The organism is Thermus albus, assembly GCF_022760855.1.
Lineage (GTDB): Bacteria > Deinococcota > Deinococci > Deinococcales > Thermaceae > Thermus > Thermus albus.
Genome location: NZ_JAKTNR010000010.1, coordinates 1 through 10921, shown reverse-complemented (window position 1 = coordinate 10921; position 10921 = coordinate 1). Strand labels below are relative to the sequence as shown.

The window sequence follows — 10921 nt, the reverse complement described above, 5'->3', positions numbered from 1 at the left end:
CCTCTTACCGCAACGGCTTTGTCCTCCAGGTAGAGGCGGGCCGGATTGACCACGCCAACCACTTGAACGACCCCGCCGCCACCCTCTGGGACGTGCTGGCGGCCCACGAGACCCTGGAGCACCTTAGGAAAGACCCCTTCCATACCGCCCCACCCCGGACCAAGCCAGGGTGGGGCGGCATCCTGCTGGAGGTGGAGCAACCCACTAGAAAATTAAAGGGCCCGGGTGGCCTCGAGGACCAAAGCCCTTGGCACTGATATAGGATATCCCCATGCGCCCCGTTGGGATGGCCGCCCGGCGCCGCACCCGCGAAGGCATCATAGTAGAGCGGCTTTGGGGTCCCCCAAAACCCCACCATCTGCAGCCACTGAAGAGTCAGGGCCTCACCCGTATGCCCCCACCGCCCAAGGAGCCAGAGGCTTTAGAACGGACCCTCCCTCGTCTGGACGCTCTCCCCCCTCCTGGGAGCGGGGACCTGGACCCTAGCCCGTACGGGAAGGAGCCCTGCCCCCGTTTAGAGGAAGTCTCCCCTAAGCGGAACCGAAACGAGGCCTTCCTACCCCGTTACGGGGGGAAAGGGGCCTTCAGGGCCAAGAATGTGGCCCTCGGGGGTAACCTCTGCCAGGACCTGGAGGCCCGGGACTTCCGGGAGGTTCGGCCATCCCGGGGATTACCGGTGGAAGGCCTCGTGGGCGCTAGGATGCTCCCCAAAAATCCCGTTCCCCACCCGTGCCTTCTCTTTTCCGGGGTGGTTGTCCTCCGAGGTATCCGGACGGGCTTCCAGGGGATTTGGCCATGGGGCGAATAGAGCTTTGGCTTTCCTCGGTGCTGCGGGGCGGGGTGTTGCTTTCTGCCCTTTTGGTCCTTCTGGGGGGCGGCTGGTTCCTGGAGCTCCACGGCCAGGCACCCATCCCCCGCGGTCCTGAAGGCATCGGCACCCTGGGCTATGGCGCCCAGGTGACCCCTGGGCAAGGGCTTTCGCTCGGCCAGCCCGAGGGGGTTATCAGCTTAGGCCTCCTAGTCCTGGTGCTTACCCCCCTGGTCCGGGTAGCCCTTTCCGCAGCCCTCTTCCTTGTGGAGCGGGACTGGATCTTTGTCCTCATAACCCTTTGGGTGCTGGTCTTACTGGTGGCGAGCCTCCTTGGCTTCCTGTAGCCAAGGGGGAGGGATGCCCTGACCCTCCGCAAGCGGGGATCTCCCGCTTCCTCCCCTCCATTGGCTCCTAGCCTCAGGGGGCCCCTGTTTACGCTCCGTTTACGTACCACCCCTAGCCTTGAAGGCATGAGGGTGTGGATCGGGATAGCGACCCTTTTAGGCCTGGCCCTGGCCACTGGCTTCCAGGTCACGGGCAGCGTCACCTATCAAGCCCGGGCCCCCTTGGGCACCTGGACGGGAACCAACCCCACCCTGAAGGGGCAGGTGGATTGGGATCCGGGTAAAAACCTGCTCCGGGGCCAGGTCTGCCTGGACCTACAGGCCTTTGACTCCAAGGAACCCCTCAGGGACAAGCACACCCGGGAGATGTTTGCGGTGGACCGCTACCCGCAGGCCTGCCTCAAGGTAACGGGTTGGGACCCGGGCCGGGGGGTCGTTCTTGGGGTGATGAGCCTGCACGGGGTGGATCGGAAGGTGGAGGTGTCCGTCCGCCATAGCCTGGAGGGCAGCACCCTAAGGTTTCGCGCTGAGATGGAGGTTCTCCTCAGCGATTACGGCCTAAAAGCACCTAGCTTTATGGGCATGCGGGTGCAGGACCGGGTGCTGGTGCGCGTGGAAGGACAGGGGGTGACCCGATGAGGTTCCCCTTTATCTTCCTCTTCCTCTCCCTGGTCATGGCGGGGACGGGGGAGCGTTACCTCTACGTGCGCTGGGATGCCGAGGCCGGCCGGGCCCTCCTCTCCGACGGTTCCCCCCTCCCTCCGGGCGTGCGCCTGGTGCCCGGCCAGTACGTGGAGGTGGAGGGGGGGCGCCTCAAGCCCAAGGAGGCCTGGCGACCCCCCCAGGACCTGGAGAAGGTTTTTCAGCCCCAAGGGGCGGGGCGGGTGGTCTTCAGCCACGAGCGGCACTTTGCCCTCCTGGGGGCCAAAGGGAGCACCTGTGAGACCTGCCACAGGGTGCTGGACCAGAACCAGACGTGGAGGAGCCGCGCTCCTTCCCCAGCCCTGGAGCCCCACGGGCCCAACTCCCTGGGCCGGTTCTGCGCCAACTGCCACGACGGCAAGACCCAGGCCACGGCCATACCGGGGGCTAAGCCCCCCATCCGGGAGGCCGTGTTCACCGCCTTTGGGAAAAAGGGAGATACCAGCTGCGGGCAGTGCCACGCTCCGCAGGACCACGGGCCGGACTTTACCTCCAGGCACGGGGATATAGCCGAAAAGCAGGGGAACCGCACCTGCGCCACCTGCCACCGCGGCTCCCTGGGCCTAACCCCGCGGGAGATGGACCAGGCCAGGGCCTTCCAGGTGGCCCAGCTGGCCCTGATCCGAAACCCTGAGGACGAACGGGCCTTCAATCAGGTGCTGCCCCCTAACTTCTGCGCCTACTGCCACGGGTTAGACGGCAAGGCTTGGAGGAACTAGAGATGCGAGAGGTTTTGCGCAAGCATTTCCCGGACCTGGTGTCCTTGGCCAGCCTTTTGGGCTTCCTGACCATCCTGGCCGAGCTCCTCCTCACGGGCCACACCGAGGGCATCCAGCTCATAGCCTCCCTTTCCGCCCTGGTGGGCGCTGGCCTGTTGGGCTTAGGGCTTCTCCTAAATAGGGGACGAAGCCTTGTGATCTTGGCCCTCTTCCTCCTTTCCGCTACGGGGCTTTTGGGGCTGGTTCAGCACCTGGAAGAGGGCCTGGACAAGGCTTCCACCCCCATCCTCCAGGGCCCCCTTTGGGCGGACCGGGAGGGCGGATACTTTTACGAGGAGGAAGGGAAAAAGGAGGCAGCCCCTCCACCCCTAGCCCCCTTAAGCCTCTCCGGACTAGCCCTGCTTGGGGCCTTGGCCCTCTATGTTGGAGAGAGGGATGAGGGTCTTGGTGGTGGAGGATGAACCCGGCATCCTGGAGCCGGTGCTGGCCGCCTTGCGCCGGGAACACTACCACGCACTGGGGGCCAGAAGCCTCCAAGAGGCCTGGCGGGTCCTGGAGGAGGGGGAGCCAGAGGTGGTTATATTGGACGTCATGCTCCCTGAAGGGGAGGAGGCGGGGTTTACCTTTGCCCAGGCCCTGAGGTGGGCGGGCTACCGGGGCGGGATCCTTTTCCTCACGGGCCGTGATGCCCTAGAGGAGCGGGTCCGCGGCCTGGACCTGGGCGGGGACGATTACCTGGTTAAACCCTTCCACCTGGAGGAACTTCTGGCCCGGGTGCGGGCCCTGCTGCGGCGGGAGGCTGGCTTCAAGACCAGCCTCCTGCAACGGGGCCCGTTGACGGTAGACCTGGCCAACCGCCGGGTGGACTGGGGGGGACGGGAGGTGCTCCTAAGCCCCAAGGAGTTCGCCCTGTTGGAGTTGCTGGTCCTCCAGCCTGAGCGGGTTTTTTCCCGGGAGGAGCTCTTGGAGAGGCTCTTCCCCGGGGCCGGGACGGAGGCGGTGCTTAGGGTCTACGTGCAGCGGCTTCGCCGCAAGCTGGCCCCTTGGGTGGTGGAACGGGTTCCCGGGGGGTACCGTCTGGGGCGTCCGTGAGCCTTAGGGACCAGTTGGCCCTGGCCTTTTTCCTGGTGGCGGCGGCCTCCGGCCTCTTGGTGCTGGGGGTAGGCTACTATAGCTTCCGCAACCTCATGGAGGAGGACATCCGCCAAGACCTGGCCGGCTTGGCCTACCAGGTGCGATCCGCCTTAGCTCTAACCCCTGAAGGACCGGTAGTGGCCCACGAGAAGGCCCTTTGGACCAACCATTACTCCTTTGGCTTCCGCCTTTGGCAGGGGGAAAGGGTGGTCCTGGAATGGGGCAGCCTGCCCCAGGGGGAGGGGCCCTGGCGGAGCCAGTACCTGGACTGGGAGGGGTACCGCCTGGAGGTGGTGCTGTGGGTGGGGGGGTACGTGCGGGCCCTTGAGAGCTACCTTCGGTCCGCCCTGCCCCCCTTGGCTCTCCTCCTCCTCCTGGCCTTCCTCTTGGGGCATGCCGCCGCCGGCCTTTTGGCCCGTCCCCTGGAACGCCTGGCCCAAGGGGTGGAGCGCCTTGCGGCCCTCCGTTTCCCCGACCCCCTACCCCCGGTCCCCGGACGGGAGATGGCCCGGGTGGTCTGGGGGTTTAACCGGCTGGTGGAGGCGGTGCGCTCCGCCTTGGAGCGGGAGAGGCTCTTTACCCGCTATGCCTCCCACGAGCTCCGCAACCCCTTAGGGGTCTTGCAGAGCCAGCTGGAGGCCTTAGAAAGGGGTCTTATGCCCCTAGAGGGGGCACTTTCTCATATGCAGCAGGCCGTGGACCGGATCCGCGCCGTGTTGGATGGGCTTCTGGCCCTGGCCCGCCTGGAAGGGGAGGACCTCAAACCCCTCGAGCTCAAAGCCTTCCTGGAGAGCTACCTGCGGGAGCGTGCACCCCTGGGGGAGACCCTAGCCTTTGAAGCCCCCCAGCCCGCTTGGGTCTTGGCCGAACCCTCCTGGTTGGAGCGCCTATTGGAGAACCTTCTGGAAAACGCCCGGCGGCACGGGGCCCCCCCTTTCCACCTGGCCTTGGAGGTGCAAGGGGAGTGGGTGGTCCTCAGGCTCCGGGACCACGGCCCTGGGGTGCCCGAGGAGTTCCTATCCCGCCTTACCCGACCCTTTTTCCGCATGGGGCCGGGGGCCGGACTGGGCTTGGGCCTGGCCCTGGCGGAGCAGGTGGTGGCCCGGCTTGGGGGGGAGCTTGCCTTCGTGAGGGCCCATCCCGGCCTTCAGGTGGTGGTGCGCCTCCCTAGGTGGAAACCAGGCTAAGGGACTTGGGCGGGATGCGAGGCCGGGACCAGGGGCCCTGGGGTCCATTTTGCTTGCGCCCCCGGGCTAGCCCACAGGGGGACCCATGCGCCTCCTGCGAGCGCCCCCATCCCGGGCCGTGGACCGGAGAGAGCCCCCAGGGAGAGGAACCTTGGCCTCAGCCCTTGGGCGAGGCCAGGGGCAACCGGACCACCACCTGGGCTCCGGGGGCATTACGGGCTTCCACACTACCCCCATGCCAGTGCACGAGGGCGGCCACGATGGCCAAACCCAGGCCGCTTCCCAGGCGGCGATGCTCCACCTTGGCCTGGTAAAAGCGCTCAAAGAGGTGGGGCAGGGCCTCCTCGGGAAAGCCCGGCCCGTCATCGGTGACCTCCAAAAGAGCCTCTTCCCCGTCTCGGCGAAGCTGAAGGCGAACCCTACCCCCCGGGGCGAACTTTAGGGTATTGTCCAGGAGGTTCCGCACCACCATGCCCAGGGCCGTCCTATCTCCCAGCACGGTTACAGGCGCCGCGGGGAGGTCCACCTCCAAGCGCATCCCCTTTTCCGCAAAAAGGGGTTCCAGGTCCTCCACCACTTCCCGCACCACCGCCTCCAAGGCCACGGGCTCCCGATGCAAACCCCGGCCCGCTTCCGCGCGCGCCAGGTGCAGGAGGTCTTCCGCCAGGCGTAGGAGGCGCTGGGCCGACCGGTAGGCCAGCTCCAGCTTTGTGGCCAAAAGGGGATCCCGGTTGACCTCCCGGGCCTGCTCGAGGCGTCCCAGGAGGACGGTGAGGGGGGTGCGCAGTTCATGGGCCGCGTCCTGGGTAAAGCGCCGTTCCCTTTCCAGGGCCGCCACCAAGGCCGCGATAAGGCTATTGAAGGCTTCCGCCAGGGTACGGAGCTCGTCGCGGGTGGGCGGGAGGGGCAAGGGATTCCACGACTGGGACCTGGCCCGCTCTTGGGCGGCTTCCGTCAACCGGTGCACGGGGGATAGCGCCCTTCCCAGAAGCAGGTATCCCAGAAAGATACCCAGGAGAAGCCCCCCAGGGCCCACCACGAGGAGCACCCGGTCCAAGGCCTCCCTGCTTTCCCACACCCCCGCCAGGGGGCGGCCAGCCAGGAAGGTCCCCCCCTCCACCCGGAGACCGCAAAAGCGCCACCCGCCTTGGGTAAAACACCCTTCCCGGGGGGTGGGTGCCGGGGTGGGGAGGCGGCCCCTGGCGTCCAGCACCTTTCCGTCCCTGTAGAGGGCCAAGGCCAGATCCCCAGGCAGATGCTCCAAGGCCGTTTCCTCTTCAGGGGAGCCCAGGCTGGGCCGTCCGTTCTCCTCGTTCAGGAGGGGGCGGATCAGGGCCAGGGCCTCCTGGAGGGAGCGGTCCAGGTTCTCTAGCAGGATGGCCGTGAGGCCCTGGCGCAGAAGCAGACCCGAGAGCGCCAGCACCATCGTCACCAGCAGGGAGGCAAAGAGGGTAAGGCGCAGGCGCAGGCTCATCCCAGAAGGCGGTAGCCCAGGCCGCGGCGGGTTTCGATGGCCTCTTCAGAGAGCTTGCGCCGGAGGCGGGAGATGTAGGCGTCTAAGGTCCTGGGGTCCACCTCGGCCTCGCCAGACCAGAGGTGCTCCAAAAGCTCCTCCCGGGTGAAGAAGCGCTCGGGGTTTAGGGCCAAAAACTCCAAAAGGGACCACTCCTTGGGGGTAAGGAAGACCTCCTCGCCCAGCCAAAAGGCCCTCTTGGTCCGCAGGTCCAGCTGGAGGCGGCCCAACTCTATCCGGTTCTGGGCCTCCCCTCCCGCTCGCCTTAAGAGGGCCCTCACCCGGGCCCGCAACTCTCGCAGATGAAAGGGTTTGACCAGGTAGTCGTCGGCCCCCGCCTCCAGCCCCTCCACCCGATCCTCCAGGCCATCCCGGGCGGTAAGGATGAGAACGGGCGCCCGGTTTCCCTCGGCCCGCAGGTCCTCCAAAAGCCGGATCCCATCCCGCCGCGGAAGGCCCAGGTCCAGGACCACCAGGTCGTAGGGAAAGGCCTGGGCCAACCCCAAGGCCTCCTCCCCGTCCTTGGCCCAGTCCACCGCGTACAGCTCCCCCTCCAGGGTCTCCTTGACCAAAGCCCCCACCTCGGGATCGTCCTCCACCAAGAGGATCCGCATCTTATCCCTTCCTTAAGGCCCAAACGGCCAGGGTCCACGCGGTGGCCAAAGCCCAGCCCGCCAACACGTCCGAAGGGTAGTGCACCTGGAGAAAGACCCGGGAAAGGCCCACCAGGAAGGCCCAGGGGAGGCCAAGGGATAGGGCCAGGGCTGCGGCCTTGGGAAAGCGGCGCCGCAGGAGCAGATACACCCCCAGCACCAGGGCCAAGGCGGCCACGCTGTGGCCCGAGGGGAAACTGAAGTCGTGCTCCGGGGTGAGCTGGGGGAAGAGGTGGGGCCTCGCCCGGGCAAAGGCCAGCTTGGCCGCCTGGTCCAGCAGGTTGGCACCGCCAAAGCTCAGGAGGAAATCCAGCCAAGGGAGGCCAAGCCTATACCCCGCGGCCGTCACCACCAGGGCCAAGGGGATAATGACCCCAGCCGAGGCGGAATGGGTTATGGCCAGGGCCAGGTGGTCCAAGAAGGGGCTTTGCAGGCCATGGAAAAAGGCCAGGAGGGGGAGGTCGAAGGCAAACCCCTCCTTCTCGTAGACATCCTCGGCCAGGGCCACAAGGGCCCCAAGGCTCAGGAAAAAAAGTCCCCAAAGCCCCAGGGGGAGAAGCCAGCTCCGCCCTTGGAAAGCCTCGCGCACGGTTTTCATCCCGATCTCCCAAGGCCAGGCTGGGGGATTCCCCCAGCCTGGCCCATCCTACCCTATGGGCGGCCTATCAGTCCTCCACCCCACCTTCCTCCCCTGAGGCCTCCCCGTGTTCGCCCTCCTCGTGCTCCCCCTGGTTCACCGCCTCCTTGTGGAGCACCTGCCCGTTGCCCGCATCCACCTTCACCTCCTGGCCCCCCAGGACCACTTCCCAGACCAGGTAGCCGTTCTCCACGGAAAGCCGGACCTTGGTGGGGCTTTGGGTGGTGCCCAAGGCCGCCTGGGCCGCCTGCACCGCCTGCTGGGCGCTCACCTTGGCCAGGGCCTGGAGGGACTGGCCCCCCTGGTCCTCCTGGACCTGGATGCTCCCCACGTAGGCGGGGTACTGCTCGCCCATCTGCCCCTGGGAGCCCTTTTGGGCCAGAACCCCCGCTCCCGCTAAAGCTCCTACCGCCAAAAGCACCCATGCCGTACCTTTTGCCATCCTCTTCATGTTTACCTCCTCGTCCAGGGGGGATCTTCCCTGCCTGGACAACCCCACCCTAAGGGCATCCTGTTGCAGGGACGTGAAGGCAGATGAGGGGCGGATGAAGGCCACCCTCTCCCCCCAAAGCCAGAAGAAGCCTTGGGTCCGGCTACGACCACATCTCCAGGCGCCGCATCCTGGGGGTCTTCTTGTACTGGTGCTCCCGGATCCGGGAAAGCACCTCCCTTAGCATCCGGATGGCCTCCTCCAGAAAGGCCCCCTTGTTGAGCATCACGCACTCGGCCCGGGAGGCCAGCACCGCGTCCGATACCTCGGCGCGGGAGGGAGTGCCCTTTTTGACCAGGCGGTCCAGAACCTGGGTGGCCCAGATCACGGGGATGGAGGCGGCTTCCGCCAGCCAGAGGACCGGAATGGCTTGGTCTGCCCGCCGCACCTGGGCCACCATCCCCTCCCAGAGGGAAGGGTGGCCGTGGCCCAGGTTGATCCGGACAGCCGTCATGCCCGCTTCCACCAACCTGGGTACCAGCTGGGGGTCAAAGACGGCTTCCTCAGGAAGGGTGACCAGGATGCAGGGGTCCTCCCCCGGGCCGAAAAGCTCGCGGCTCACCCCTTGCAGGTGGACCTCTCCGGCGAAAAAGTCCTCCGCTTGGGGATAGGGGGGCGTGCCCAAGCCAAGAGCCCGGCTCAGGGTGGCCAAAACGGCGTCCAGGTTCTCCCGCACCCGGGACTCGGCCCGCCCCAAGGAGGAAAGGCCTAGCCTGGCAAGCTCCCTTTGCAGGGGGTAAAGGTCGTGCTGGCGCAGGGCCAAGAAATCCGCTAGGTTACGGGCCGGCTCAAAGAAGGAAGGCCGCTTCAAGTGGGGAAGCCAACCTCTAAAGCGGGCCTCGCCCTCCTCGTCTACCCGTTCCCTAAGGAAGGCGATTTCCCGGTGGAGGGCCTTTAGGAGGGCGTCATCCGGGGGATGACCCATCTGGTCCTAGCCTAACCGACCCCCATCAGAAGGGTGTCAGGCCCAGGGCAAGGGAGAGCGGCAGGTGGGGGGAGGTCCTTGCCGTGCGGGGCGGGTGTTGGCGGAGGGGGCGTTGGCCTACCCGGCGGTTCATTTGGGGCAGAGGCCCCAAAGCGGCTCTCCTCTCTTAGCTTTTCCTCAGCCCTCTCGGCAGGTATCTCCTCTGCCAGCTTGGAGAGGGCCTCTGCAAGTTCCCCGTGCTCATGGCAACCCCCTCGGCCGCGGCCTCCCCTACCCGCTGGGCTCCTGGTTCCTCCAACAGAAGCGCCAGGAGGGCTGAGGCGTCCAAAAGCACCTTCACTCCGCCTCCTCCTTCCAGGCCTCCTCCCAGAGGTCACGGATCAGTTCCTCCACCAGGCTCATCCCGGGGGCTAAATGGCCAAGGATGCCGTAGGTTTCCTCAACCACCTTCCGCAGGGGTTCCACCCGGATTCCTCCCTCCGGCTCCAAGGTGAGGAGGAGGCGCTCTCCTTCCATGAGGTCCAGGGCCTCACGCACCTCTGCGGGCAGCACCACCCGGCCCTTAGAACCCACTTGCACTAGGAAGTGGGTCTTTTCAGCAGAAGCCCCCATACCCTAAGGGTATCCCTCTTCGGGGGGAGGGGACCAGCGTAGGGCTAGGCCTCAAGGGGTTTGGACATCCCTATGGGAAAACCCCAGGGGTTCTGTTCCAAAGCTCGCAGAAGGCGCCACAATCCACCCGGACCCTTGGCTTGAGCAGGGCAAGGTTCAGGACCACCTCGCGGCTTGGGCTCATCCCTCCTCCCTCGCCCAGCCCAGGGCCCGCTCCACCGCCCGCCGCCAACCCCCATGGAGGGCCTTCCGCTTTTCCTCCGGCATCCGGGGGTCAAAGCGCGCCTCCAGGGTCCAGGCCCCCTTCACCTCCTCCAGCCCCAGCGCCCCTGCCCCCACCCCCGCCATCAGGGCCGCCCCCAAGGCGGTGGTCTCCGTAACCTTGGGCCTCAGGACCGGCACCCCCAGAAGGTCCGCCTGGATCTCCAGGAACAAGGGGTTTTGGGCCATTCCCCCATCCACACGGAGTTCCTTCAGGAGTAGACCCGCCTCCTCCTCCATGGCCCGCACCACGTCCGCCACCTGGAAGGCCACCCCCTCCAAGGCCGCCCGGGCCAGGTGGGCCTTACCGGTGCCCCGGGTGAGGCCCAAAATGGCCCCCCGGGCGTAAGGGTCCCAGTAGGGGGCCCCCAGGCCCGTGAAGGCCGGGACCAGGTACACGCCCCCGGTGTCCGCCACCTCCCGGGCCAAGGCCTCCACCTGGGCGCTCTCCTGCACCAGGCCCAGGTCCTTAAGCCACCCCACCACCGCCCCCGCCATGAACACGCTCCCCTCCAGGGCGTAGCTGGCCCTATCCCCCAGGCTCCAGGCCACGGTGGCGAGGAGGCCCTTCCTGGAGAGCACCGGCCGCTTTCCCGTGTGCAGCAGCAAGAAGGCCCCGGTGCCGTAGGTGCACTTCCCCTCCCCCGCCCCCAAGGCTGCCTGCCCGAAAAGGGCCGCCTGCTGGTCCCCAAGGACCCCGCGGATGGGAAGGGCCTCGCCCAAAAGCCCGGGCAGGGTCTCCCCAAAATCCCCCGCCGAGGGGCGCACCTCGGGAAGCATGGCCGAGGGAATCCCCAAGACCTGCAAAAGTTCTTCATCCCAGGAGAGGGTGTGCAGGTTAAAAAGCAGGGTACGGCTGGCGTTGGAGGGGTCGGTGGCATGGACCTTCCCCCCGGTGAGGCGGTAGAGGAGCCAGGTGTCCACGGTGCCGAA

At 66.6% G+C, this 10921-nt stretch carries 16 protein-coding genes; 8 read left to right on the top strand and 8 right to left on the bottom strand.

The window, feature by feature from the left end; genetic code table 11:
- The 8 genes from L0D18_RS09850 to L0D18_RS11970 form a co-directional block, all read left to right on the top strand.
- A partial coding sequence (locus tag L0D18_RS09850; protein ID WP_243028736.1) for a hypothetical protein occupies positions 1-257 on the top strand: 257 nt, incomplete at its 5' end.
- Between the two features lie 14 nt (positions 258-271).
- The gene (locus tag L0D18_RS12020) at positions 272-808 is read left to right on the top strand and encodes a gamma-glutamyl-gamma-aminobutyrate hydrolase family protein (protein WP_423247901.1); all 537 of its coding nucleotides are present in this window, start codon (positions 272-274) and stop codon (positions 806-808) included.
- Entirely contained in the window at positions 796-1155 is a 360-nt protein-coding gene (locus L0D18_RS09845; RefSeq protein WP_243028735.1) for a DUF1634 domain-containing protein, read from the top strand. Before L0D18_RS12020 ends, L0D18_RS09845 begins: the two co-directional genes overlap by 13 nt.
- 126 nt (positions 1156-1281) lie before the next feature.
- Positions 1282-1794 (top strand): YceI family protein, encoded by a 513-nt coding sequence (locus L0D18_RS09840; RefSeq protein WP_243028733.1) that lies wholly within the window; start codon positions 1282-1284, stop codon positions 1792-1794.
- Positions 1791-2576, top strand: coding sequence for a cytochrome c3 family protein (locus tag L0D18_RS09835; RefSeq protein WP_243028731.1), 786 nt, complete (start codon positions 1791-1793; stop codon positions 2574-2576). Before L0D18_RS09840 ends, L0D18_RS09835 begins: the two co-directional genes overlap by 4 nt.
- 2 nt (positions 2577-2578) lie before the next feature.
- Positions 2579-3037, top strand: a complete 459-nt coding sequence (locus L0D18_RS09830) for a hypothetical protein (protein WP_243028729.1) — start codon at positions 2579-2581, stop codon at positions 3035-3037.
- Positions 3012-3668, top strand: coding sequence for a response regulator transcription factor (locus L0D18_RS09825; protein ID WP_243028727.1), 657 nt, complete (start codon positions 3012-3014; stop codon positions 3666-3668). The genes L0D18_RS09830 and L0D18_RS09825 overlap by 26 nt, the downstream gene beginning before the upstream one ends.
- Positions 3665-4897: a sensor histidine kinase gene (locus L0D18_RS11970; RefSeq protein ID WP_243028726.1), complete on the top strand. Its 1233-nt coding sequence runs from the start codon at positions 3665-3667 to the stop codon at positions 4895-4897. Before L0D18_RS09825 ends, L0D18_RS11970 begins: the two co-directional genes overlap by 4 nt.
- 157 nt (positions 4898-5054) lie before the next feature.
- Here the strand turns inward: L0D18_RS11970 and L0D18_RS09815 are convergent, their stop codons facing one another.
- The 8 genes from L0D18_RS09815 to L0D18_RS09780 form a co-directional block, all read right to left on the bottom strand.
- The gene (locus L0D18_RS09815) at positions 5055-6371 is read right to left on the bottom strand and encodes a sensor histidine kinase (protein ID WP_243028724.1); all 1317 of its coding nucleotides are present in this window, start codon (positions 6369-6371) and stop codon (positions 5055-5057) included.
- A complete protein-coding gene (locus L0D18_RS09810) occupies positions 6368-7024 on the bottom strand; it encodes a response regulator transcription factor (protein ID WP_243028722.1) in 657 nt (218 codons plus the stop codon). Before L0D18_RS09810 ends, L0D18_RS09815 begins: the two co-directional genes overlap by 4 nt.
- A gap of 1 nt (position 7025) precedes the next feature.
- Entirely contained in the window at positions 7026-7661 is a 636-nt protein-coding gene (locus tag L0D18_RS09805; RefSeq protein WP_243028721.1) for a phosphatase PAP2 family protein, read from the bottom strand.
- Positions 7662-7728: 67 nt separating this feature from the next.
- Positions 7729-8151, bottom strand: coding sequence for a PepSY domain-containing protein (locus L0D18_RS09800; protein WP_243028720.1), 423 nt, complete (start codon positions 8149-8151; stop codon positions 7729-7731).
- A gap of 142 nt (positions 8152-8293) precedes the next feature.
- Positions 8294-9115, bottom strand: coding sequence for a pyruvate kinase (locus tag L0D18_RS09795; RefSeq protein WP_243028719.1), 822 nt, complete (start codon positions 9113-9115; stop codon positions 8294-8296).
- A 166-nt stretch (positions 9116-9281) separates the two neighbouring features.
- Positions 9282-9455, bottom strand: coding sequence for a hypothetical protein (locus tag L0D18_RS09790; RefSeq protein WP_243028718.1), 174 nt, complete (start codon positions 9453-9455; stop codon positions 9282-9284).
- Positions 9452-9727, bottom strand: a complete 276-nt coding sequence (locus tag L0D18_RS09785) for an AbrB/MazE/SpoVT family DNA-binding domain-containing protein (protein WP_243028717.1) — start codon at positions 9725-9727, stop codon at positions 9452-9454. The genes L0D18_RS09790 and L0D18_RS09785 overlap by 4 nt, the downstream gene beginning before the upstream one ends.
- Positions 9728-9907: 180 nt before the next feature.
- The coding region (locus L0D18_RS09780; RefSeq protein WP_243028715.1) for an FGGY family carbohydrate kinase at positions 9908-10921 on the bottom strand (1014 nt) is incomplete at its 5' end.